We start from the raw sequence: 24297 nt of genomic DNA, 5'->3' as shown, positions 1-24297 counted from the left end.
AGACCCCGGCGTCCCGCCACTGCCGAAACCGGTTGTGCACGGTGGACCAGGCACCGAACCGGTCCGGCATCTCCCGCCACTGCGCTCCCGAGCGGAACTCCAGATCACGCCCTCGAACTGTTGCCGCAGCCGCTCGGGATACGGGCCGTACTCGCCGACCGGCAGATACGGCTCGACGAACCCCCACTCCTCGTCCGTCAGTTGCGCACGCGTCATGTGCACTGGACTACCGGATCGGCCTCCCGAGCGAAGGCAGATCCGGCAAATTGATCACCACTCAATACAGGCCCTAGAGCCCCCGGCCTCCAGGGACCAGGCGAAGCAGCAGGAGAAGTCTTCGGGTACGGATGGTCAGGCGGCCTGGCCGAGGCCGGCGGGGGTCAGGTCCTGCTCGCGCAGCGGGGTGAAGTCGACGTCGAGCTTGGGGTCGTACGCGTCGGGCTGGATACCGAGTTCGTGGGTGCTGTACTCGCCGAACCGGTTGATGTGTTCGGTCAGGTACGGCGAGATGTGCGCCAGGTCCTCCGGATCGATCTCCCATCCCTCCTCCAGCAGCTGGCGGACGATCTCGGCGATGTCCAGGGCGTTGTGGAAGATCACCGCGTTCGTGAGCAGCGCGTTGAACTTCATCGCCTTCTCCTGCTCGATCGGGTCGTTGTCCGCGATGACACCACGGTTGCCGAAGCCGATCCACTGGGAGAACCGGTTGAACGACTCCACCTTGTTGGTCGCCGCCGTCACCCGCCGGCGCAGCGGCGCGTCGGAGAGATAGCGCAGAAGCTGGACGGTGCGGATCACGCGACCGACCTCACGGAAGGCGGCGTAGGTGGCGTTCTTCCTCGACCCGGAGCGCAGCCGCTTGAGCAGCGTGGAGGAGGAGATGGCGCCCTCGCGTACGGAGACGGCCACGCGCATCAGGTGGCGGAACTGGGACTCGATCAGGTCGAAGTCGATGACGTTCTTGCCCGGCTCCCCGAACAGGGCGTCGATGTGCACGTATTCCGTCTGCTTGGAGGGCCGGTGGAAGGTCAGTTCCTTCCAGTTCCTGATCCTGGGCATCAGGTCGAAAGCCCAGGAGGTGGGCGAGCGCGAAGACAGGGAAACTCTGGCCCTGCGTATCCGCGTGCACCGTGGTCGGCTGCACCTCGCTCGTGTTCTTCAGCAGGCCCTCGATGATGTAGACGGCCTCCCACACGCCGCACGGGATGAAGTGCGGGAACAGCGCGATGTAGGTGTCCGAGACGTGGTGGTAGGCGATGCCGCCCGGCTTGCCGTACCGGACGCTTGTCTCGGAGAGCAGGTTGTCGAGGTAGGTGTCCATATGGGTGCCGTCCGCCGCCACCGCGGTGCCGTCGCCCCATGCCTGCGAGATGTCCAGGCGGGCGTGCGCGTTGACCAGGTCGGCGACCGCCTCGTTCAGCAGCACGATCGAGAAGTGTTTGTTGGCGACGTACGACAGCTCGTGCCCGGACACCCCGGGGATGTGCCGGGCGGCCTCGTAGGGGCCCATGTTGGTGCCCTTGACGAACGTGACGATCACGTAGCGGCCCAAGGGGTCGGTGAGCTTGGGCTCGTTGCCTGACGGCGGGCCGAAACGGCGCCACCACTCCACCCAGTACGCGGTCCGGGCCACGATCCCCATCAGGGACCGTTCCGGCATCCTCGCCTTGATCTCCTGCTCCAGCCGCTTCGCCGAGAGCCGCTGACCGTCAGCCCTGAACGCTTTCAGTGACGGGATGCCGGTCTCCGGATCGATGACCAGGCCCTCGTTCTCCGGGTACCCGGCATCGGCCGCCGCGGCGGCACTTCGCAGCTTGTCCTCCAGTTGCCGGCGGAAGAACTTCGCGTCGAACTCGGCGCTCTCACCTGGCTCGCACAGGCCGACCTCCACCAGGTAGGACCCCAGCGTCTCCTGGACGGCCTCCCAGTCCAGCAGTTGCTCGGACCAGTCGGCGTACTCCTCCGAGCCGACCACCGCGACGTCGCCGGTACGCAGCTCCTCGGCGAGTGCGGTGAAGACCATCGCCTCGAAGTGCTTGCGGACGAACTGCCCGGTCCGGGTCTTGTCGAGGACGGCCTTGCGCCAGTTCTGGGTGGCGAAGGAGATGTCGACCTCCTTGCCCTCCTCGTTGAAGGCGGTGATGTACTCGCCGCGGGCCGCCTGGTGACGCTGGGCATGCGCGAGCGCGTCCAGCACCCGGTTGTCCTCGCTGGTCGCGGTGAACTTCAGGTTCTCGGCGGCGGCCAGGTCGAACATCACCGCCCGGTCCCGGCCGATCTGCCCGTACAGCAGCACTTCCCAGAAGTTGCCGTGATGGGCGGAGACCTTCTCGATCTGCTCGTACTGCCCCGCGAACCCGCCGAAACCCTCCACCGCGCGTGACCGCACCGAGCCCGCCGGCCTGCACCACCTGGGCCTTCGCCAGCGCGAGGACCGCCGGTGAGACCCGGCCGTCCAGCCGCGTCGCGACCTCGTCCACCGACGCCTTCTCGTCCAGGCCCTCCAGCGCCTGGCGGGCCTCGGCGGTCATGGCCGCGGCCTTCGTGAGCGCCTCCTGGGCCGGGCCGCCGTCGTCGATGTGCTTGAGCACGGTGCGGTAGTTCCCGATCAGGGCCTCGACGATCTCCCGCTCGGCGAGCCGGATCTCCTCCAGCTCCGCCTTGGCCTTCTTGATCTTCGTGGCCACGCGCTTGCAGAACATCGTCGCCAGGTCGTCCCGCACCCGCATCCTCGCCTTGTGCGTCAGGGCCGCTACCAGCGCGATGCGCTTGACGGGGACGAAGTCCCGCAGCTCCGAGGCATCCGCCGCGTCCGCCTCCCCGGCGAAGTCGGTGATCTTCCCGGCGGCGACACCGTCCATCCACCCGTCCGTGTCGCCGAGACCGTCCAGCCATTCCAGACGCTTGGTCAGGTTCTTGAAGTGCGACCAGGTCGGGCCCTTGGCGGGCTTTTTCAGCCGGTTGAACAGCGTCGTCCCGTCGCTGTCGCGCTCCTCCAGCAGCAGCATGAGCCCCGCCCGTTGAGGGGCGCTCATGCGGTCGTGGATGCCCGCGCGGATCGAGGCATTCACCTCGGTACGGATCTTCGAGGCCATCTTGTCGAAGGTGGAGAACCCCGGCAGCTCCAGCCCTGCCTCGACCACCTTCTCCAGCGCGATATTGATCAGATCCGCCGGGCGGTTCTTCGCCGCGGCCTCCTTGCGGATCGACTGCTCGACGATCCCCCGGGCCCTGGCCTGGTCGTACGTCACGCCGACCCGCTTGCGGACCAGGCCGCGGTGATGCTTGGCCGTCCGCTCCGCCCGGTAGACCGGCAGCGTGCCCTCCGGCAGCTCCACCGCCCGCCGCACGAAGTCCACCACCATCTCCGGGACGTCCTCCATCGCCGGGAAACACCCCATGCGCCGGTACGACTTCAGCATCAGCAGCAGGGCCAGCAGATGCTCATCGCAGTCCGTGGCATCGGCCGCCCACTGAAGCTCATCGCGAGTCGGCGAGAAGAACAGATGCAGCTCGTGCGCGGTGATCAGCCGCTTGAACCGCGGATACGCGGTCCGTTCGATCGATGTCACAACCCACCCCAGGCCCCAGACGACGGTCAACATCACCACCAACGACACTGAGCCACGGGCCGGGCGCTCAGAGCTTCAAGATCATCCCGTTGCCCCTTTGACCCGTATCTCGGTCACACCCCTTCATCGCGCGTTCAGCTGCCGGGTCGGCTGGTGGCTGATCTTTGCCCGGTTGTTCAGGCCCTTGTGCGAGCGGTGTTCGACGGAGGGCCGGTGGCCAACTCTGGGCGCTCCTCGCTGGCGACCGGAGACGAGCTCTCTCACGTGACGGTGGCCGTGCTCGCGCGTCCGGCGGCGCTCGGGATCGTGCTGATGGCTCCGTTTCTCCTTATGGCGGTGGGGCCGAAGGACGCGAACTGGGCCAAGCTGAGCCAGATCAGCCAGGCATACGGCGCTACACCACGAAGGCACTCAGCCCGGCGTTTTACAGATCCTCACTGTCGGCAGCGTCTACGAAGTAGCCATCGGGGGCGGGCACGCCGTTGAATTCGAGCTGACGAATGGTGACCGATCCGTCTGCGGTAACCCTGAAGTCGAACACACGCCACCCACGTTTGGTGGAGTCCCCCAGCGCCTTGGACGCGTAGAACTGATGCTCGAGTCGGCCGTCCACGAGCACGCTCACACGACCGCCCGAGGAGGTCAGGCCGGACTCGCCCGAGAAGTTGCGTACCCAGTAGTGGTATTCGCCGGGTACGATAGTCGGCTGCCCCGCCAACATGAATTCCTTGACGACGATGTGCTCGGGGCCTTCCCAGTCGGTGTCGTCACGGTCGAGTTCCACGAAGGTGACCGGCGCGGGCCGCCCGTAGTAGCAGTGGAATCTCGAGTCGGCGGCACCGGATCCGTCGGGCCCTGAGAGGTGGGAGTCCAGGTCTTGCTGTGGCGGCTGGCCCAGCTGGGCGGGTTGCTTCCCCCAGAATAGTGTGCAGTCGATGGTGGGTGGTGTTCCTGGCGGGACCAACGGCCGGAGCGCGAAGTTGACGGTCACCGTCCCGGTAACAGGTAGCGCGCCGGTCGGCTGGGTGAGCGATTCATACCTGGTCTTCCCGGCCTTGAGCGACCAGTTCCCGTTGAGGCCGCACATCTGGATCGAGTAGCGGCCTTGGGCATCAGTGTCCGTGTGGAGGACGCCGGCCGGGGTGGTGTTCAGCACGGTCACCTTCGCGCCTTCGAGCGCCGCGCCGGTCATGGCGTCGGTCACGATGCCAGAGACGACCGGACACTGCCCAGGACTAGGGATGCGAATGATGATATCGCGCACACCTGTGTCGGGGATCGGTCTCGACACGCTGGCGATGGTGAGAACGGACTGCGGCGAGGTGGACTCCGTGGCGAGCGTGGCGACAGTGTGACGCACACACTCGAAGACGAATTCTCCAGTGATTGGATCGCTTACGGCGATCAACGACACGGCGGTGTCGGTGTAGGTGAGAGTCACTTCGACGCCAGGAACCGGCACATCGTTCCCGCCGATGTTTTCGACTACTTTGCCTTGGACCACCGTGCACGCGAGTCTTATGTCCTTGGTGACGCCGCCTTCGCCAGGCACCAGAGCCGCGCGGCTAAAGGTTTGGTGGCGGTCGGAGGTGAAGGTGAGGGTGATCTGGCCCGGCGCTATGCAGTCCCGGCCCTCGGCGTCTCGGAGGCGATAGTTGCCGTCGGCGTCGGTGGTGGCCGAGACCGGATGATCGGCGATCGGTGCGGGTGCGCCTGCGTCCTGAGGGCCTGGCTCGGCGGTAACCGTGACGTCGGCGACCGGTTGGCCGTGTGTGTCTGTCACGGTGCCGGTGACGGTCCCGCATAGTTGACAGTCGATCTCCCCCTCGGGCCGCGGCCCGAGGACGTTGCGGACTTCGGCAGAGCTGATGATGAACGTGGAGTCGCTCTCGAATGGCGCCAGACCGTCCCCGAATATCGTCGCGCCGTCGCCGGAATCGCTGACGCGGAAGTAGTAGGGGCCCTCATCGATGCGTCTCTGCCCAATCCGGATCGAGACGTGGTCGCCGTCGTCGATCGTGCCGCCGCCGGCCTTCTCGAGGGTGAATTCCCACTCGAAGGGGTCCGTGTCCTGGGCGTAGCCGGGTAAGCCGGACGTGAAGTTTGGTGCACCGGCGGGCGCGGCCCACACCCAGGTGTTCGGGCCGCCCATCACGTAGTACTCAATGTCCTCCTTCCGGCGGCCGCCATGTTCGACGCGCACTTTGTTGGCGGAAGGCGCCCAGCGGTCGTCGGGGCTGACGAGGCTGACCTTGTCGCCACTGTTCATTGGCCAGTGGCCAGGGGGCGAGAGCAGGAAGAATGTGGACCATACGGGGTAGACATCGTTGTTCGCCTCAAGTTCCCCCATACGTACGTCCGGGCGGCCAGCGCGGACTTTGACAGGCCGACCGTCGAGAGTCCGCAGACGGATGGCGTTCACGACGAGTGCTGAGGGGCGACAGACATCGTCCACGCACTCACACCAACGGTTGCACAGGGGCCAGCAGGCCATGGCCACACCTCCTGCAAGTACGCGCGCCATCACAGAAAGTAGCGACCCGAACGTACCAACGAGGTGGCCAGCGGGCAAGGGACCTCCCCTAACCGGCTGTTCTGCCACGTCTACGGACGTGGCGACCGCAAGACGGACCAGTTCGTGCCGGGCTGGCCGTACTCCTTCGTTGCCGCGCTGGAGTCCGGCCGCACCTCCTGGGTCGCACTGCTGGACGCCGTGCGCCTGGGGCCCTGCGACGACGCCACGCTCGTCACCGCCGCCCAATTGCGCGACGTCGTCGAGCGGTTGACGCAAGCTGGCCACTGGCGGCCGGGCGACCTGGAGATCCTGATCGTGATGGACGTCGGCTACGACGTCACCTACCTCTCCCACGCCCTGGCCGACCTGCCGGTCGTGCTGGTCGGGCGCCTGCGCTCGGACCGGGTCATGCTCCGCGACGCAGGCCCCGCACGTTCCGGCCCGAAGGGCGGGCGGCCCCGTCGGCACGGCGGCGTCCTCACCTTGGCCAAGCCCGACAGCTGGCACCAGCCCGACGTCACCACAGCTACGGACACCACCAGCTATGGCAAGGCCGAGACGATGGCCTGGGAACGGATGCACCCCAGACTCACCCACTGCGGTCCATGGCTGGATCACGCCGAGGAGGAACTTCCCGTCCTGCACGGCACGTTGGTGCGGCTGCAGGTCGAGCGATTGCCGGGCAACCGCGACCCGAAACCAGTCTGGCTGTGGTGCTCAGCTACCGCCGCGACGCCGGTGGACGTGGACCGCTGGTGGCAGTCGTTCCTCCGCAGATTCGATCTTGAACACACCTTCAGGCTCCTGAAGCAGACGCTCGGCTGGACGGCCCCGAAAGTCCGCCACGCCGACAGCGCCGATCTGTGGACCTGGCTCATCATCGCCGCCCACACCCAGCTCCGCCTCGCCCGCCCCCTCGCCGAGGACCTGCGCCGTCCCTGGGAGCGACCCGCCGAGCCCCGCCGCCTCAGGCCCGCCCTTGGCCCCGCCCGCGTGCTGTCGCCTGGCGGGGCCGCGCCGTTCCTCCCGTCGGCGTGAACGCCTTCCTGTCTCGCCCCTCAAACACTCCGGAACTTCACTGTTCACCCAGCTTCTTGGTCAAGGCGCCGACCGTTCGAGTGTCCGCACCGGCGGGCAAGAAGAAAGGATGTCGTGGTGCCGCTTCTACTACGGCCAGCCGGTCGCCCGTCACAGTGACGTGGACTCTGGCGAGCCATCGAGCGGGACCTTTCAGGACTACGCCCCAACTCTGGTCACCCAGAACTATGACGTTGCCGACTCCTGGTACCGACTGCAGTTTCTCCTGGATATCGAAGGAAGCAGATGCGGCCATCGGGAGAGGGATGTCGAAGCGCTCGACGCCAAGTATTGAGCGCGCAGAGATACCTGACCCTCTTTTCGCTTTCTTGAGCCGCGAGAGGGTAACGACCACAGCGAGCACAACGCCCCCTATCACAGCTCGCTCGAGCGCATGCTGAAATGCCACGCGCGCTCCAAAATGGATCATTCCTTCAGCGAAGAGCAGTATCAGGAACGCCAGGTAACAGACAACGGTCTGGGCGAGCAGTATCCGCGCAGCGAGCACGAGCGGATGTGCGTCACTTACACTCACTTCTTTTGGCAATTCTTTCCCCCTACTTCTTCAGGATAAAGTGGTAGGTACCCGAGAAATGCATGATGGGACCAAAACCCGATTGTTGGTGATGTGGTCTTGATGGCAAGGCATTTGTGGTCCATGTGAGCTTCATCCGTGGCATCGATGATGTCTGCCCCCCAGAGGAGGGCCCAAGCCTCGAATGCACCCAGGCACCAGTAATTACCGTCGCATGCCAAGCCCCCGCCAATAGCGCCGATAATCCCGGCTGCAGCCGCGAAGGTCCAGCCGTGCCGGACGAAATAGGCGTAGAGAGACTCCGTGGCTTTGCGTGAAATATAGATGGTGCAAGTGAAGTACCCGCAGGTTCGGTGGGCGGTATGGGTTCCAGCGAGGTCCACCTGGTTCACGGGGTCCTGGTTGGTGTAGTCGTACGCGTTCGCACTACCTCCCAGAACAGGGTCCACAGAAAGGAATCGTCCAGTGCCCGAATTGTAGAGACGAAGTCCCATGAGCATGATTCCGGACTGGGCATCTGAACTGCGTTGTGCCTCGCCGAGCCAACCATAGCGAGCCGAGCCCGTGGCGTTCCCGAATTCGTCGTAGCTGAGTGCTGTGATGGCGGTCGTGCTCATGGCGAGTTGGACTGCGATGTCTCCGTGGATGTTGGCGAGCTGCAGCGTGGTGCCTCCGGTGGCGGAGGTGGTGGCCGCGAGGCCCGTCGCGAGGTCGGTGACGTTGCGGGTGATGGTGCCGGAGGTGTCCTCGGTGGTCCAGGCGGGGCTGTCGGTGCCGTCGTCGTAGTGGCTTGCCCGGGTCGCGGTGGTGGCCCAGGTGGTGCCGCCGTCGGTGCTGGTCTGGGTGGTCCAGGCAGCCAGGCGATGGGTGGCGTCGAGGGTCCAGGTCTGCTTGGTGGTGCTGGTGGTTTCCTGGCGGACGAGGTCACCGGTGTAGTAGGCGAGAGTGGTGCCGTCGGGGAGTGCGGTGGTGCGGCCGAAGGCGTCGTAGGTGTAGCCGGTGTCGGTGATGCGGTCGGCGCTGTCGTAGGTGTGGGTTGCCGTGGTGGCGGTGGTCGTGGCGGTGGTGGTGCTGGCGCAGTCGGTGATGCTCGCGGCTGTGGTCAGTGAGGTCCGGTTGTAGCTTGTGTCGCCGTCGAAGCCGTAGCTGCGGGTGGTGCAGGTGGAGCCGCTGTCGTCGCTGGCCTGGGTGAGGCGGTCGGCGGCGTCGTAGGTGTAGGTGCTGGTGGTGGTGGTGCCGTTGTTCTCGGTGTGGCCGGCTTGCTGTCCGTCGGCGGTGTAGTCGGCGGTGTCGGTGAGGACTGGCGTTTTGCTGAAGTCGGCGTATGCGCGGACGGTCGGTGCGCCGGTGGTGTCGTAGGTCTGGGTGAGGGTGTAGCTGCCGGGGAGGGTTTCGCCGGTGAGGTTGCCGTCGGCGTCGTAGCTGGCTGCGGTGAAGGCGCCGGCGACGGAGTCGGTGAGAGTGGTGGGCAGGCCGGTGGTGGTGTCGTAGGTGTAAGTGGTGGTGGAGGGTGCCGAGTCGGTGCGGCTGACCGGGCGGTCGGAGCTGTCGTAGGACGTGGCGGTGGTGTTGCCGGTGCCGTCGTTGTACGTCATCTGGCGGCCGAGTTTGTCGTAGGTCGCTGTGACGGTCTGATTGTTGGAGGTCACCGTGGACGGGGCGCCGGTGGTGGTGTCGTAGGTGTAGGTCGTGGCAGGCGTGGTCGTGCCCGTGCCACCGGTGGTCGTGACGGTCTGGGGCCTCTCGATGCTGTCGTAGGTCGTGGTGGTGGTGCGGGTGGTGCCGTTCGCGGTCTCGGTCAGGGTCTTGACCTGGCCGTAGTTGTCGTATGTGTAGGTCCGGGTGGGCAGTTGGTTCGGGTTGCTGCCGCCGTCCGTGATCGTGTTTCCGGGGGCCTGGGTGCACACCAGGTCGGCCCAGTCGAAGTGGCCGGCGCATGAACCGGTGCCGGTGGCGGTGTAGTAGGTGGTCAGCATTGTTTTTGCGTCGGTGCCGGAGGAGGTCGGCTGGATTTCCTTGGTCTGGTTGCCGTCGCTGTCGTAGCTGTAGGTGGTGGTGATGGCCAGGCCCGAGGGATCGGTGACAGTGGTCAAGGGCAGGCCGGTGGTCCAGTCGTAGGTCGTGGCCGTCGTCTGCTTGTCGCCGTCGGACGGATAGAGGGGGACAGCGGCGCCGCTGGTGACAGACGTCATCAGGTCGGAGACTTTGGCGCTGCTGGGACGGTTTTCGTCGTAGTCGATGGACGTGTGGGAGCGGGCGAGGGTTTCCGATCCCGCCACAAGGTCCGCCGTGCTGGCCCCGCCTGGAAGAGTGTGTCGGAGGGTGATGGTGTGCAGGGGCCCGAGGACATCCGACACCAACGAGGAGCCGTCGGAGGCTGTCGTGTAGTTCGTGGTGGTCGACAGTAGGCCGGCGGCCTCCGCGGGGGACCCGGCGCTGGTGATCGCACCTGCCACGAGGGGGTCGGTACTGGTCGTGGTGCCGAGGGCCAGTTCGCGGTTGGCGGCGGTCAGCTGGCGTGTGGTGTTGCCCAGGTCGTCGTACTCGGTGGTGGTGATGTGGCCGCCCGGGGCGGCGGTGTTCACGTCCAGGCCGCGCTCGTCCATGTAGGTGATGGTTGCCTTGATATAGGCGCCTGAGCCGAGGGCGGTGCCGTTGTGGCTGGACGGGACGGAGGTGGGCGGGAAGACGGCGGTGCCGAGGGTGGGGTTGTCGGTCTGGGCCCACGTTCCGGTCTTGTTGGAGGACAGGTCGTAGGGGGCGGCGGAGCCGGAGACGGGGACGTCGTAGACGACGTTGGTGGTGGCTGTGCCGCCGTCGGTGGTGGCGGTGGTGCCGGCCTGCAAGGTCGGGCGCGAGACGGATACCAGCATGCCGTCCCCTGCGTCGCCGTTGCTGCCGACGTGGTCGTAGGCGAAGGTCCACGGCAGCTGGCCGGGCGGGGTCAGGGTAGTGACCAGGCCGGCACTGTCGTAGGTGTAGCTGGTCTTGAGCGGGGTGGACAGCCGCGGGTCCCAGGTATCGGCGAGTTGGCCGCTGCTGGTGTAGTCGTAGGCGGCGATCGGGGTGGCGGTGGAGGCCGAGGCTCCCGGGGCGGTCGCCCACAGGTTGATCTGCTGTACCTGGCCCGCGTAGTCGCCTGGGGTGGAGGCGGTCGCTGTGGTGGAGGGCGCGTAGGCGAACTCGAGGACCCGGCAGCCCTTCGTGGACGGGGCACCCGCGCAAGTGGCTGCGGAGACGGCGCTGGTGGGGGCGATGACGTACTGCGGCTCGGCCAGATACTGGCTGCCGCCGGAGACCGCGACCGCGTGGGAGGTCACCGTGGTGGTGGTCGCCGAGTCGCTGGTGATCGTGTAGGACGTGGCGAGCTGCCAGGTCGAGTTGCCGTTGGGCTTGGTGAAGGTGGCTGTGGTGCCGTCGGTGTCCTTCAGCGTGAAGGAGGATCCGGACAAGGTGCCGGTCAGGGTCAGGCTCTCCGAACCCGGCTGCGGGGTCCAGGTGCCAGCGGTGGCGTTCAGGAGGGTGAAGCCGGTTGAAGTGCCGGTGGAGTCCACCACGGCAACGGAGCTGGGAGATGTCTGTTTGATGTATCCCCAGTCGGCCTTGGTGGCGGTGATGCCGGAGATCCAGTTCGGGCCGAAGATCGCGACCTGGCCGTCCTGCCCGGACGCTCCCAGCGGGTCGCGGGAGGAGAACGTACGGGTCACCGCAGCCCCGAACGCGGAGGCGTCCGTAGCGTCCAGTCCGTAGTCACCGGTCAGCAGGTTCACCGACCCTGGACCGAGATCCGCGGTCGGTGCGTTGTCGGCCTTGCGGTCGATGGTGACAGTGGCCGCAGTAGTGGCGTAGGTGTTCGTGCCGTCGGTGAACAGCGCCCGCACCTGTACCGGGCCGTCGTCGTTCAGCTGGCCGGTGGCCGCCCAGTCCAGGTCGACGGGCTGGGCGGAGGCGGCGAAGCCCAGCGGCCAGGACGACACCGCCGTACCGTCTGAAGCCTTGGTGACGTACGACAGGGGGATCGGCTGCCAGCCGTTGGGGTCGGCGGACCCGATCTCGTACTGGTACGTCACCCCCGTGAACGCTCCCGACTGCGTCGCCGCCAGGGTCACGTCGTCATCGGTGGTGTCGCCGGTCGTCGGCGAGTTGAGGCCGGCCTTGCCGACGCCGAAGGAGTAGGAGGTGGTGGAGGTGGAGAGGTTGCCGCCGGAGTCGATGGTCTTCGCGGAGAACGTGTGCCAGCCGTTGGCGGGCGTGATGTGGACGGTCAGCGGGTCTCCGCCGATTCCGTCTGTCGTGTCGGACACCTTGTTGGGGGCGGCCGAGTTGTCCAGGCCCCACTCGTAGCCCTGCCCGTCACTCGAGGAGGTGTCGAGTGTGCAGGTCGCGCCGCTGCTGGACTTGTCCGTCCAGACACCGGAGGGGTATGCGTCGCAGGAGATCGTGGGTGCGGTGGGCTTGGCGACGTTCGGCTCGAAGTAGAGGTAGGACGACCATGCGCCGTAGTCGGTGCCGTCGTAGCCGCGCACCCGCATCCGCAGATGCGAGGCGGCCAACTGGCTCGCGCTCGGGACAGCCAGGGTGGCGGTGCCGCCGGAGGAGACGGAGGCGGAGGTGGCGGTGTAGGAGTACGAGGTCTCGCCCGTGTAGGCCGGGTCGTTGGTGATCTCGAACTGAGCCTTGACCGTCGAGCCGTCCGGGTCGGAGACCTTCGCCGACAGCGTCGGAGTGTACGAGGTCACGTACCGCTTGCCGTTGTAGGTGTTGACGGCGGACGGTGACATTGCGGCCGAAGTCGGCGTGGCGGGGTAGGAGTTGTAGGTGACCGTCAGCTTCGGTGCGTAGCCGGTGGTGGTGTAGTTGGCGGAGCGGAAGCGGCGCCAGGTGGTGGAGTCGCTTTCGTTGGTGCCGTAGACCATGACGCCGTAGTTGGGGGCGCCGTCGGCCCAGGCCTGCACGATGGCGTCGATGTCCCAGTTGGACCAGGCGGCCGGGCAGGCGGAGGAGTAGCCGCGCGGCACCAGGTTGTTCACGGCGCCGGTGCCGGTGGAATCGGGCCGCCCGGCCCAGGTCAGGCCCGCCGACGTCCAGGTGGAGGTGATCCGACGGACCGTGGTGCCTGATCCGTCGGTGGCGCAGGTCGAGGAGTAGTAGCTGTAGAGGGCGAAGTTGGTGTCGGTGATGTGCTTTCCTACGAACTTCGACACGTCGAACTTCAGGTACGACCGGGCCTTGTCCGCGCCGCCGTCGTACGTGCCCGACTTCAGCTCCTGCGAGGAGATCTGCGAGTCCGGGTAGTCCGGGGTCTGGATCCAGGTGTCGGTGGTCACCGCGAGAGTGGTGGTCGGATCGACCGTCACCGGGTAGGTCGCGGTGGCAAGGAAGGTCATGTCGGGGGTGAGGACGAGGGTCTGTGCGCCGTCGGCGGCGGTCTCGATCTCTGTCGCCACCTGTTCCTGGTGCGCGGATTCGCCGGAGGCCGGGTCCTTGCTGGCGTCCCACATCATCGGCGCGGGCGCCTCGGCGACCAGCTTGCCGTCGGAGTCCTTCAACAGGAGATGCCCGGAGTCGGCCTGGGAGAGGGCCAGGCCCTTCAGGTTCAGCGGGATCCGGTACGACAGGGATTGGCCGGCCGGCTGCTGGTCGAGAGTGATGTTCTCGGAGAAGCCCTGCGCGAGCGCGGTCGCCGTGAGGGTCTGGCCGTCACCCAGTGCGTAGGAGGCGGTCGCGTCGCGCACGGTGGGCGTGGGCAGTTTGTCCTCCCAGCCGAGGCCGAAGGACCTGCCGCTCTTCGTCACGGAGGCGAGAGCGGTGTCACCGCCGTCGGACACCGCGATGTCGGCCGCTGCGACCTCCGGTTTCAGGTCGTCGCCGGAGTCGGTGAGGCTGGTGTCGATGTCGTGCCAGGCCCCGTCCTGCTTCACCCGCACCGGGCCCACGTAGGCCTCGGTCTGCATGTTTCCGTCTGGCAGCGCGTACGTTGTCGAGTCCGTCGTCCGCTCCGACAGGATCTCGATCCTCCGGTTCTGCAACCGGGCCATCAGCAACGCCGACGTCGCATCCTGCGCCTCGGCCGGGCCGTACTGGGCGGCCCCGGAGACGGACGTGGCGACGGACACCGCGGTGTCGCTGTCCGGTAGGGCGAAGACCATCCCGGTACCGGCGAGGGTCAGTGCCGTCTCAGCGACCAGAACGACGGCGGCCACGAGGCCCACCGACCGTGAACGAGAACCAGATCTGCCAAATCGCGATCTACTGCGCACGAACATTCCCCGTGATCTTCCTGATGGTGAAGCCTGTGGTGATATCGGCAGCAGATCTTTACACCGCCCCCACAAGCCGCACATCGGGCTATTGATCACTTCGCAAAGACAAAGCAAACATGTTCGAAAGAAGGCCTGTTGCAACCTTCGATCGACGGTCTCCGCAGATGCCGCAAATATCGAAAGATCATACTATTCGCGCCAAGATTGGAGTTCACTCGCAACGCCTTCGCGGATTTGATCTTGGCCGATGCTTTACGGAAAATCGCCTCAAAAGGCAATAAAAAGGCGATCGCTGATGTGAAAGCGTCTTGGTGTTGCGGCTTTGGTACCACCCTCGAACCGGTGGCCGGCCTGTCACCCGAGCTCCTCCAGGGCCGCGCCGGCCCCCGGCCAACACCGTGAAGGACTTCGTGGCACGGAACGCGCACGAGGGCTGGCGGCTCGATTGCTGGACGGCCTCGCCGTGGCCAGGCGCCAGCCCACTACGTCCTACCGGGACTACCCGGAGCCTTGGTACGGATACATATGGCCGGTCGACGAAGGCGCCCCTGCGGCGACTGGGCATACGAGGTGCGGGCCATTCGTGAACGAAAAGCACTGGTCCCCGAGGTCGACCCGGTCGTCCTGGACGCGGGTTCCTGGAAGCTCCACGAAGTCTTCCGCTACATCACGGACAAGAGGTGACGCCCATGGACGAGGACCTCGCGTTCGACTACACGTGCTGGAAGTACATCGGCACCGGAACAGACAGCCGCTTCGCCGCTGTGCTGGCCAGCACCATGTACGGCCAGGAAGCCCTCCCCGACTTCTTCGACACCGCCGCCGGCCGTATCTGGCCTCCGCACGTTGAGTCCGACGACGACTTCGGTCCGCCGGAGTACGTCGACTTCGAACCTGGGGACTTCAACCCCGGCCCCTGAGCAGTCTCCGGACACCGCAGCCCCGACGGGATTCCCGTCGGGGCTGCGTCACGTCCGCGTCCTCAACTCAGCACGGCATCAATGTCATGAGATGGCACACCTAGGCATCGACGGGTTCGGGGAGGCGACCTTCAAGAGCGTCTGATCGGCCGGACTCGGCCGGGACATGTTCGCGTTCATCAGTCTTCGAGGTCCCACGGTACTGCGCCGGTGAAGGCCTCCCCCAAGGCGTTCGTCAGGCAGCCCGCACGCACCTCACCGTGCGGTAGTTGGCATCGGGGCTGGGGTGCGTGGCCAAGAAATCAGGGCCCCACTGGTACTGGCAGGCTTCATCCCAGGAGAGGACGCCTGTGGTCGTGATGGGTACCGACGTTCCGTCGGCGTGGACACACGTCCAGTCCTTCACAGTACGAAGCCCCGGATCCTGCTCCGGTCGTGAAGTGGCGAACCCTTTGTATCGGCAATAGGCGTAGACATTGAGCGAGCGGCTTGGCTCTGACGGTGACCCCGACGGCTCGGACGATGACCCTGACGGAGTCGATTCCGGCGGCAACCAAGGGGGCCGGACGCCGGCCCAAGCCAGAATACCGACGACCGCGGCCGCAAGAACCACAGCTCCTACCACCCAACCCCAGAGAGACTTCCACTTGCTGTCCGGCTGAAAGCCGTGTGAACCCGAGGATGACGACAACTTCCTGAGCCTTCTGTACACGTGAGCAGGGAAGCGGGGACCTCAAAGGCGCACACTGGAAAGAGCAAGGCCATACGCCGTGAACCGAACATGGAGGTGGGCCATGAGCACCCTCGAGAAACATGTCGACGTCGGAGTCCCGATCGACAAGGCCTGGGACAGCCTGCACCAAGTGGAGAACTACTCACGCTTTGTGGACGGAGTACGCGACGCGCGTGCGGACGCGAAGGGCCGCGCGCATCTTTCCATCGAGGCCGGCGATCACACCCGCGAACTCGATGCCGACTACCACGACCACGCGGAGAATCGCGTGCTGGAGTGGCACACCAGAGGCACCCCCGAGCTGACGGGCTCCTTCTCCCTGGTGCCGATCGACAAGAACCACACCCGCGTCCAGGCACGGCTCGAGTACGACCCGGACGCCGTCAGGGACACCTTCGGCGGCCCGAGAGGCTTCGCGCAGGCGAACGCGGTCGAACGCGTGGTCGGCAACGATCTGGAGCACTTCAGGAAATATGTGGAACAAGGACGGTGAGTAACAAAACGTAACAGCCCCACCGGTGTTGTCACGTTGTTGGGTGCGTGACTGTCTGATGGTGTGTCGGGGCGTGGTGGGCAAGCGGTCCGGGTGTGTGTTCAGAGTGCGGTTGGCCAGCCGGCGGCGCGGGTGATCTGGTCCCAGATGGTGAAGCGGATGGTCATCTCGGCTCGGTAGCCGGAGGCCGTCATCAGGTGGCGGTGGGGTCGGAAGTGGGGTGAGATCCCGCTGAACGCGGACAGGAATCGCTGTGCCCCGCCAGTGCTTCGAAAGCCCTTCATCGCGCGTTCACGCTGCCGGGTCGGCTGGTGGCTGATCTCCGCCCGGTCGTTCAGGCCCTTGTGCGAGCGGTGTTCGACGGAGGGCCGGTGGCCAACTCTGGGCGCTCCTCGCTGGCGACCGTGCCGGAGACGGCCCTCTCCACGAACAGCTTCACGAGACGGTGGCCGTGCTCGCGCGTCCGGCGGCGCACGAGCGCTCTTTAAGACCCAGATCGACAGCCGGAAGCAGGTCGAACCCGTGGGGCCCATCGCCCGGTCGACGTCGCTCACGCGGGGGACAACCATTTGTTGACGTCACAAGTCTTCGTCGATGATCACGTTGTGATCGTACTGACGAGGAGACCATCATCACCGCCATACGTAAGACCTTGACTGCCACCGCAGTTGTCGGCGCCGTCCTGGCGGGTTCCGCAGCCTGCGGCACCGTGGAGCAGCTCACCGCCGGGAAGAAGCTCGACGAGGCCTTCGAGAAGCTCGCCAAGGAGAAGACGATCTCCTTCGAGCTCGATCTCGACACGGACGCCCGGAGTCTGAAGGCGCTGGACGCCTCGATGGATCCGGAGCCCGGTGAGGAGATGCCCACCGCGATCGCCGACCTGTTCAGTGGCGCGAAGGTCAGTGTCACCGTGCAGTCGATAAAGCCGATCGGGGAGTCTGGGGAGAAGGACTACGTCGGCATGGCGCTGAAGATCAGCAACAAGGACGGTGACATCACCGAGTACCGGGTCCTCGGCGACTACACGTACATCCGCTCCGACGTGAACGTCCTCGGCAAGGCGATGGGCTTTCCCGTGCCGTCGGTGAAGGACCTTCCCCCGGAGGCGAGCGGGCTCAAGAAGGTACTCGAGGGCGAGTGGGTGAAGATCAACAACAAGGAGATGGAGCAGACCGCCGCCGAGATGGGAGCGGAGCCCGGTGCGACGCCCGCGCCAGAGTCCACCCTCGACGCCAAGGCGCAAAAGCAGATACTGGAGGCGCTGCGCGAGACCGTCGCCCGCGAGGTCGACTTCAAGACCGCCGGAGACAAGGACGGTTCCGAGCACATCACCGCCACTGCTCCGTTCCGTACGCTGATCACGGAGTTCCTCGGCGAGATCCGTCCGCTCGCGAAGAACTTGCCGCCGGGCATGGAATTGCCCAGGGACGAGGACCTCAAGGACGCCCCGAACGCCAAGGTCACAGCCGACTTCACCCTCAAGAACGGAGAGCTGACCGAGGTCTCCGTCGACCTCGCAAAGCTGGCCAAGAACGCGAAGGTCAAGAAGCTGAGCCTGGTGGTGCGGATGAGCGAGGGCCAGAAGCCCACGGCTCCGGTCGGCGCCACCGAGCTGAACATGGACGAGATCCTGGGCGGGTTCGGCGCCGCAATGATGGATTGAGGGGGCCTTTCTCGAGGACGCGGCGTAGACACGCGCCACGTCACGCCTCGGGTCGGCCGTGTTCTCGTATAGCTGCCGCTACCCGTCATGTAGCGGAGCGTGACTGACCTCCGAGATCTGTAGTGGGGGCATGCAGATTGACGCGGTTCTCGTACTCGCGGCGGGCTTTGCGCTGGGCCGGGACCGCCGCGGCGCCGTCGAGGGCCTGGCAGAGGTCGAGGAGTCGGCGGTGGATCGCGGGCACAGCGGTGATACGCAAGGTGTAGCCCTGGCCGCGCCGTACGGTCACGCCCTGGTCGAGCACGGCGCGCTCGACGGGTGCCAGATCAGCGGCGCGGAGGAAGTCGGCCACCTTCCCCGGCATGTCGAGGACCACCGACAGCTCCGGGGCCAGGGTGCCCGCGCCGACGGGCGTGTACTCGGGCAGCAGGTCCGCGACGGCGGTGCGGATGGCGCCGCGGCTGACGTTGTGATCGCGGGCGAGGGCGGCGATGGACTGGCCTTCCAGCTACGCGGCGCGCACGCCCTTGGTCTTCCCGGCCGTGACTGCCGGGCGGCGTCCGCCCTTGTTGCCCTTCGCCTCGGCAGCCCGTAGTCCGTCGTACGTCCGCTCGCGCTGGAGGTCGCGCTGAAGTTCGCCGGCAGCAGCGAGGGTCTGCACCATGAACTTCACGGTGGACAGGAGCTCTCCGGTGCGCGGGTGGCGGGCGGTGAGATCCATGGCTGAGAACGCGCCGTCGTGGATGCGCAGGGCGAGGCGGTCACGGTGCAGGACGCCGAGCACGTCGAGGATGTGCTGGGTGCCGCGTACAAGGCGGAACATCTCAGAGATGTGCACGGTGTCGCCCGGCCGTGCGTACGTCAGCAGGTCGCCGAACTTCGGGCGCTCCAGCGGGTGAAGGCGGCTGGAGGTGCCACCCTCTTCCTCAAAGACCACCGGCTCCTCAATGTCGGCCTCGTCCAGGACGAGGTTCTGACGGTCGGTCGACTGCTGGTCGGTCGACACCCGCTTGTAAACCAGGTTGACCACAGTACTTCCTCGTTCCTGTCGGCCCATCGGACCCGAGGTGTCATCAAACCCTGTCGCCAGCCGTCATCGGATCTGATTGGATCCGCGCCTTCGTGAGGCCCCGGAAAGTATGGGTTCATTGGACGCCCGGGGCGCCTGTCGTCATTCCACGTTTACCGACAGGTGGTGGCGGCTGCGGTAGGCCATGGGGTTCAGGATTTCATCGCGGGTGATTCTTAGACGGCGGGGACGCGGAAGCCTGCGAGCCAGGCGGTCAGTCGCTCCGTTGGCTCTGTACACGAGATTGGGCTCTGGTCCACTTCTTGTGGTGTGGGCACGCTGAGTGAAGGTTCAGCTAGAAAGTGGACCAGCACTCCCTGCTGCGAGAACGAGCCTGTGGTCAGTTTTCCGTCTCCGCTACTGACAGCTCACTGAGTAGCCGTACTCATGTGCAGAGCCCGTCACAGTCGCATGCTGACCTCATGCGGTTAACAGGCTCTCATGGGCACCGGTGGTGAGTATGGAACGCGGAAGTGAGCCGTCGATCGGTCAGCAGGTTGGGGTCAGCCTGGCGCTACTCATCCTCGACTTGATGGTCATCGCTTGGTTGGTGTTCCGCTATGGGATGACAGGCTGGGCCGACAGCTACGACCAGGACAACTTGCCTGGTGCGCCCAAGATGGCGTGGCAGGGAATGTGGCTCCTGGTCGGTGGTGCAGTCGTCACAGGCGGCGGCCTCCTTGCCCTGCGGTGGCGCACCCCGGGCATCATGCAGTTGATTGTCCTGGGAGTCGGAGCAGGACTACTCGCCGCCTTGGCCCTTTCTGACTAGGGTGCGTCGGCCAACGAACTACCCTCCGCATACCAACCCGCCCGTCGTTCACCCGGCGAGGTCGCGAGGTAGAAATAACCTGGTCACGCCAACAGGACTCGTTTGCGGAGGAGTTCGAATCCTGCACGGCCGAACATCTGCCGCTTCAGCATCTTGATCCGATTCACGTGGCCTTCGACGACGCCTGAGTTCCAGGGCAGGGTGAGGCCGGCGGTGACGGCGTCGAGATCGCGCAGGAGGTGCTGAGCGAAGTGGCGAAGGCTGGGCAGCTCGGTGGTGGCACTGGCCGCTTCGATCCATTCGGGTAGTCGGTCTCCTTGCAGTTGGGTGAGCATGTGGGCGAAGGAGCGCACGTGCTCGGCGAGTGCGGTCAGTTCGGGGCAGTTGGCCAAGGCGGCTTTGAGCTGGAGCCGGTCAGCTTCGGGCAGGGCGTCGGGGTGAGTGAGGATCCAGCGAGTGACGGCGCGGGCCGATGGCGGCCGGGGGCCGACCGGTTGAGGCTTGCTGCGAAGAGTCCTGCTGACGTAGTCGCGGACGCTGGCGTAGCCGCGTGGATAGCCCTGTTCCTTGATCTCTTCCCACAGTTTCCAGGCGTTGGTGCAGCCTTCCTGCCAGCGCTGATCGAGGTAGGGCTTGTAGTCGTCGAGCCTGGTCGCACGGCTTTGCCACTGCCCGGTGAACATCTCCTCCGGGGTCGTGGCGCGGGAGAAGCGCAGAATGGTGTTGAGGGTCATGCCAAGCTGCCGGGCGACGGACCTCTTGCTGTGACCGGCAGCGAGGAGGGCGTGGATGGTGGCGTGCTTGGCGCGGGTGCGTTCGGCGAACCGGTGCCCTGTCGGCCAAGGTGACAACGCCGCTGGCTCCGCCTCCTCCTGAGGTTCTTCAGGCTGCGCCAGCGTGGGCCACAAGCAGCCGCGGTGCCGGTAGACGCACTTCTCGACGGCTTCGCCCAAGTTGTGCCAGAGATGCCATCGGTCGGCGACCTGGAGGGCCTGCGGAGCGCCGCGGGTGGCGCCTTCGGCGAAGAACGGGGCCCGGTCACGGCAGACGATCTCGATGCCGGGCCGCTCGACGAGCCAGGCCGCGAGGGTGTCCGCTTCCCGGTCGGGAAGGAGGTCGATCGGGCGACGTGTTTCAACGTCGACGAGCACGGTTCCGTAGATATGGCCCTTGCGCTGGGCGTATTCGTCCACGCCGACCACCCGGGGTGCGGAGGTGGCGGGGTCCGGAAGCGAGGCGATCAGCCTCAGCAAGGTGTTCCTGCTGACCGGGACCTGGAAGGCATCCGTCATGCGGGCGCCCGCTCGGCCCGCGAGCGCGAGGCCGACCGACACCAGCGTCGATCGCAGCCGTTCAGTCCGTCTCGCGAACCGGCGAGTGAGCCCGGGTACTTGCTCGGCGAAGGTCTTGCGCGGGCAGCAGTCCTCCTCGCAGACGAACCGCCGCACACGTAACGACACCACGACGAACTTGCCTGCTGTCGGCAGGTCACGAGGAAACCGCAGATAGGAGCCATGTAATCGGCCTGACCAACATCCGCACCCCGGACAGGCCGCCCGCTTGACGGTCATCCGAGCCTCGACCCGGACGACCGTGTCGGTCACCTCAACCGACTCCACCACCACGCCCTCGGCTGAGGAGAACAGGAGCTCATCCAGCTGCGGCAGCACTTCGTTCATGGCGAAGGACTGTCGACCACACCACCATCCAGCCTGGCGATTTTCGGGCGAACTCAACCGACATCACACGAAGATCAACAGTCACCCTGCGTACGCGACCACACGAAGTGGACCAGAGCCCGAACTCACCGACATACTCAGGATGCTGGCGGCCGGTTCCGAGGGCCCGTCCTACGAGGCCCTGCTGCCGTCCGCCTGACCGGATGCGGCACGGACGTGCCGGGGCTCACCTCCGAGGGGTGGGACCTCTCGGAGGTGAGCGCCGGCACGTCCGCGGGAACTACCGCTGCTTCGCGAGCCATTCGTCGAAGGCGGTCGGCGCGATACGGGCGCCTTCGCGCGGCAGCAGCGCGTCGCCGGCCATCTCCGGACCGAACACGGACGACCACGTCGGCACGAGCTTCACCACACGGCCGCGCGCGTCGTTGGTGCGACGGGCCATGTCCACCAGGTCCTGCGGTTCGGGCCCGGCGACATCGACGTACCGCCCCTGCGGCTCGCCCACCGCGATCTCAGCGAGGATGTCGGCCACGTCCGCGGGCGCGATCGGCTGCACGAGCAACGGCGCGATCGTGGCGACGCCGTCCTGCTCGGTCCAGCTGGTCACCATGGCGGCGAAGTCGTGGAACTGGGTCGCCGGGACGACCGTCCACGGCACCGGTCCCGCGGCCACGAGGCGCTCCTGCTCCCGCTTGCCGGCGTAGTGCGCGTTGCCCTCGATGCGATCGATCCCGACGATCGACAGCAGCACATGGTGACGGACACCGGCCCGCGCCTCGGCGGCGAGCAGGTGCCGGGTCGCGGTACCGAAGTACTCGACGCTCTCGGCCCGCTCGGTCGCCGGGGCGTTGGTCGCGTCGATGACCGCCTCGACGCCGGTCAGGGCGTCGTCGAGCCCGTCACCGGTCGACAGGTCCACGCCGAGCGAGCGGCTGATCCGCACGACGTCATGCCCGCCCCGTTCGAGGGCGGCGACGGTGAGGGTCCCGATGTTTCCGGTCGCCCCGGCGACAGCAATCCGCATGGTGATCTCTCCTTCTCTCTCTCGCCACCGAAGATATCATGGATAAAAAAGGTCCACAATGTCTGCGATAGACTGTGGTCGTGAAGCTGCCTGTGAGTACTGAATGGGTTCTGCACTGCGCCACGACGCTGGCGCAGCTCGAACCGGGAGCGAGTGCGTCCACGACGCAACTCGCGCAGTACTACGACCTCCCCGCGGCCTACCTCGCCAAGCAGCTCAAGGCACTCGTCAGGGCCGGGCTGCTGGCCGCCACCACCGGCCCGCGCGGAGGATTCCGGCTCGCGCGTCCGGCCCGCGAGATCACCCTGCTGCAGATCGTCGAGGCCGTCGACGGCACGTCCTCGCCGTACGAGTGCCGCGAGATCCGCCAGCAGGGACGAGGCGCGCTGCCTCCCGAGGACTGCCGCCGGACCTGTGTCCTCGCGGAGAAGATGATCGACGCGCATGAGGCGTGGCGAGGCAGCCTCGCCGGGGTCACCCTCGCCGACATCATCGGCGCGCTGCCCGAGTCGGCGCCGTCCCGCACCCGACTGCGCCTGACGGGGACGGCGTAGCGCACCGCCGCGCGGCGCGGCGGTGGCAGAGCCGGAGGTCAGGGCGTTTCCGTCGGCGCGATCCGTTCGCCGCGCGTCACCCGCCGTCGATCCAGCCCCGCCGGGCGCCGAGGGCGAGCAGTTTCTCGGTGTAGCCCCACAGCTCACGGGAGCCTTCGCCGATGACGGACGTGCGGTCATGTACGACGGCGTGGGTGACGCCAGGGGTGCGCCAGGTCCCCCCGTGGTTGCCGAAGTTCAGCAACAGCGGCTGCAACCGGTCCATGGCCTTGGCGAATCGGGCCTCCGGCGTCTTTCGCGCCTCGAACTCGTCCCACAGGGAGCGGAACGTCCCCTCCTGGTCCGCCGGCAGCAGGGCGAACAACCGGTCGGCTGCGGCGCGTTCACGTTCCGCCTGGTCCCTCCTGGCGGCATCGTCGAAGAGGCAGGTGTCGCCCGCGTATATCTCCACCAGGTCGTGCACCAGGACGAGCTTCAACGTCCGTGCCACGTCAACGGTTTCGTCGGCGTACTCGGCCAGGACAAGGACCATCAGCGCCAGGTGCCAGGAGTGCTCGGCGTCGTTCTCCCTGCGGTCGGCGGCGAGCAGCGGGCTGAGCCGCAGCACGGTCTTGAGACGGTCGACCTCCGCGATGAAGGCGATCTGCGCCGCCAGCCGCGGCGCGACATCGTGCGGCTGTTCGGCCGGATCGAGCAGGCGCGCCGTCGCCGGAGGAGTCCGTGGGGGGAGCGTCATGCTGTTCCTCTCGTCGGGTAGGTGCGGTTTCGGCTCAGAGCTGGACCGGCAGAGCCTCACCCACGAGGCGGGCATCCAGGTTCAGTGCCGTGCGGGCCTTGTCGAGCGCGAGACGCCGCATCGAAACGCCGTCCTTCTCCTCATCGCTGAGCTCGACAAAGGTGCACCGGCTGCCGGCGGAAACGAAGATGGGGTCGTACCCGAAACCGTTGGCGCCCGCTTCCGCCAGCGCGATCTCACCCTGGACCGTCCCCTCGAACACCTGGGTTCCTGAGGCGTCGCAGTAGCCGACGGCGGTCACGACGTGGGCGGAGCGGTCCGCCCAGCCGACCATCATGCGAAGTATGCCCGCGGTGCCCACGCTTTCGAGGAACCATGCCACGAGGGCACCGGGGACCGTCACCCAGCTGCGGGCGGACGGTTTCGATGTCTGCGACGAGGACGTGGCCCGCCTCTCCCCGTTCGTACGGCAGCACATCAACATTTGCTCGGCTGCTACTCGTTCCAGCTCCCCGACATACCCGGCGGACTGCGCCCCCTACGCGATCCGCATGCCCCCGAGGACGAGTGACCGCCTCCTGTTGGGTCACCTGCATCCCCGCGCTGGCGCTTTTCAGCATCGGAGTGGGTGCAGCGAGGCGCCAGAAACGGCGGCTCGCTGCACCCACTTACGTTCTTCAGCGGCGGGCCTG

The 24297-nt window shown here is 66.5% G+C and carries 18 protein-coding genes and 6 pseudogenes; 8 read left to right on the top strand and 16 right to left on the bottom strand.

All coding sequences use genetic code 11. The annotated features are described in order from the left end of the window. The 3 genes and pseudogenes from PV396_RS42835 to PV396_RS42825 all read right to left on the bottom strand — a co-directional run. Positions 1–216, bottom strand: a pseudogene (locus tag PV396_RS42835) (transposase); the annotation flags it as partial. 135 nt (positions 217–351) lie between these two features. Further along, entirely contained in the window at positions 352–1059 is a 708-nt protein-coding gene (locus PV396_RS42830; RefSeq protein ID WP_319213785.1) for a Tn3 family transposase, read from the bottom strand. Positions 1060–1081: 22 nt separating this feature from the next. Next, positions 1082–1642: pseudogene (locus PV396_RS42825) on the bottom strand (Tn3 family transposase); the annotation flags it as partial. Between the two features lie 737 nt (positions 1643–2379). Between PV396_RS42825 and PV396_RS42820 the strand changes: the two are divergent. Beyond that, positions 2380–2601 carry a hypothetical protein gene (locus tag PV396_RS42820; RefSeq protein ID WP_319213784.1) on the top strand — a complete coding sequence of 74 codons (222 nt, stop codon included), beginning with the start codon at positions 2380–2382 and terminating at the stop codon, positions 2599–2601. Positions 2602–3143: 542 nt separating this feature from the next. Here PV396_RS42820 and PV396_RS45295 read toward each other — a convergent pair. From PV396_RS45295 to PV396_RS42800, 3 genes and pseudogenes are all read right to left on the bottom strand, one after another. After that, positions 3144–3605: pseudogene (locus tag PV396_RS45295) on the bottom strand (DUF4158 domain-containing protein); the annotation flags it as partial. A 105-nt stretch (positions 3606–3710) separates the two neighbouring features. After that, positions 3711–3815: pseudogene (locus PV396_RS42805) on the bottom strand (IS6 family transposase); the annotation flags it as partial. A 181-nt stretch (positions 3816–3996) separates the two neighbouring features. Continuing rightward, a complete protein-coding gene (locus tag PV396_RS42800) occupies positions 3997–5922 on the bottom strand; it encodes a carboxypeptidase-like regulatory domain-containing protein (protein ID WP_319213781.1) in 1926 nt (641 codons plus the stop codon). 225 nt (positions 5923–6147) lie between these two features. Here PV396_RS42800 and PV396_RS42795 point away from each other — a divergent pair. After that, positions 6148–7065 (top strand): annotated as a pseudogene (locus PV396_RS42795) (transposase); the annotation flags it as partial. Positions 7066–7162: 97 nt separating this feature from the next. Here PV396_RS42795 and PV396_RS42790 read toward each other — a convergent pair. Continuing rightward, on the bottom strand, positions 7163–7699 hold the full coding sequence (locus PV396_RS42790; protein WP_319213780.1) for a hypothetical protein: 537 nt from the start codon (positions 7697–7699) through the stop codon (positions 7163–7165). Continuing rightward, positions 7696–13902 (bottom strand): DNRLRE domain-containing protein, encoded by a 6207-nt coding sequence (locus PV396_RS42785; protein ID WP_319213779.1) that lies wholly within the window; start codon positions 13900–13902, stop codon positions 7696–7698. Before PV396_RS42785 ends, PV396_RS42790 begins: the two co-directional genes overlap by 4 nt. Positions 13903–14487: 585 nt before the next feature. Between PV396_RS42785 and PV396_RS42780 the strand changes: the two genes are divergently transcribed. The 3 genes from PV396_RS42780 to PV396_RS42770 all read left to right on the top strand — a co-directional run bounded on the left by PV396_RS42780 (position 14488) and on the right by PV396_RS42770 (position 16108). Beyond that, positions 14488–14646: a hypothetical protein gene (locus PV396_RS42780; protein WP_319213778.1), complete on the top strand. Its 159-nt coding sequence runs from the start codon at positions 14488–14490 to the stop codon at positions 14644–14646. Between the two features lie 5 nt (positions 14647–14651). Then, positions 14652–14882: a hypothetical protein gene (locus tag PV396_RS42775; RefSeq protein WP_319213777.1), complete on the top strand. Its 231-nt coding sequence runs from the start codon at positions 14652–14654 to the stop codon at positions 14880–14882. Positions 14883–15676: 794 nt separating this feature from the next. Beyond that, positions 15677–16108, top strand: a complete 432-nt coding sequence (locus PV396_RS42770) for an SRPBCC family protein (RefSeq protein ID WP_319213776.1) — start codon at positions 15677–15679, stop codon at positions 16106–16108. Positions 16109–16337: 229 nt separating this feature from the next. Here the strand turns inward: PV396_RS42770 and PV396_RS42765 are convergent. Beyond that, a pseudogene (locus tag PV396_RS42765) lies at positions 16338–16509 on the bottom strand (DDE-type integrase/transposase/recombinase); the annotation flags it as partial. Next, complete coding sequence (locus tag PV396_RS42760) at positions 16443–16583, bottom strand: hypothetical protein (protein ID WP_319213786.1); 141 nt, start codon at positions 16581–16583, stop codon at positions 16443–16445. The gene PV396_RS42760 and the pseudogene PV396_RS42765, both read right to left, overlap by 67 nt. 177 nt (positions 16584–16760) lie before the next feature. Between PV396_RS42760 and PV396_RS42755 the strand changes: the two genes are divergently transcribed. Beyond that, positions 16761–17771 (top strand): hypothetical protein, encoded by a 1011-nt coding sequence (locus PV396_RS42755; RefSeq protein WP_319213775.1) that lies wholly within the window; start codon positions 16761–16763, stop codon positions 17769–17771. An 85-nt stretch (positions 17772–17856) separates the two neighbouring features. On the opposite strand, the gene PV396_RS42750 is transcribed toward PV396_RS42755, so the two are convergent. Continuing rightward, entirely contained in the window at positions 17857–18135 is a 279-nt protein-coding gene (locus tag PV396_RS42750; protein WP_319213774.1) for a hypothetical protein, read from the bottom strand. A gap of 144 nt (positions 18136–18279) precedes the next feature. After that, positions 18280–18801, bottom strand: coding sequence for a recombinase family protein (locus PV396_RS42745; protein WP_319213773.1), 522 nt, complete (start codon positions 18799–18801; stop codon positions 18280–18282). A gap of 499 nt (positions 18802–19300) precedes the next feature. Here PV396_RS42745 and PV396_RS42740 point away from each other — a divergent pair, with 499 nt between their 5' ends. Continuing rightward, positions 19301–19612, top strand: coding sequence for a DUF6234 family protein (locus tag PV396_RS42740; RefSeq protein WP_319213772.1), 312 nt, complete (start codon positions 19301–19303; stop codon positions 19610–19612). Positions 19613–19695: 83 nt separating this feature from the next. Here PV396_RS42740 and PV396_RS42735 read toward each other — a convergent pair whose 3' ends face one another. Next, on the bottom strand, positions 19696–21291 hold the full coding sequence (locus PV396_RS42735) for an ISL3 family transposase (RefSeq protein WP_319213771.1): 1596 nt from the start codon (positions 21289–21291) through the stop codon (positions 19696–19698). A gap of 280 nt (positions 21292–21571) precedes the next feature. Continuing rightward, a complete protein-coding gene (locus PV396_RS42730; protein WP_319213770.1) occupies positions 21572–22315 on the bottom strand; it encodes an SDR family oxidoreductase in 744 nt (247 codons plus the stop codon). Between the two features lie 80 nt (positions 22316–22395). Between PV396_RS42730 and PV396_RS42725 the strand changes: the two genes are divergently transcribed. Beyond that, positions 22396–22869: an Rrf2 family transcriptional regulator gene (locus PV396_RS42725; RefSeq protein ID WP_319213769.1), complete on the top strand. Its 474-nt coding sequence runs from the start codon at positions 22396–22398 to the stop codon at positions 22867–22869. A 76-nt stretch (positions 22870–22945) separates the two neighbouring features. Here PV396_RS42725 and PV396_RS42720 read toward each other — a convergent pair whose 3' ends face one another. Beyond that, on the bottom strand, positions 22946–23605 hold the full coding sequence (locus tag PV396_RS42720) for an HD domain-containing protein (protein WP_319213768.1): 660 nt from the start codon (positions 23603–23605) through the stop codon (positions 22946–22948). Between the two features lie 34 nt (positions 23606–23639). After that, positions 23640–24083, bottom strand: a complete 444-nt coding sequence (locus PV396_RS42715) for a non-canonical purine NTP pyrophosphatase (protein ID WP_319213767.1) — start codon at positions 24081–24083, stop codon at positions 23640–23642. Positions 24084–24297: the final 214 nt, after the last annotated feature.

The sequence above is a fragment of the Streptomyces sp. ME02-8801-2C genome, from assembly GCF_033793965.1.
Classification (GTDB): Bacteria; Actinomycetota; Actinomycetes; order Streptomycetales; family Streptomycetaceae; genus Streptomyces.
Note: the sequence above shows the minus strand (reverse complement) of the source record. Positions and strands in the feature narration are given on the sequence as shown.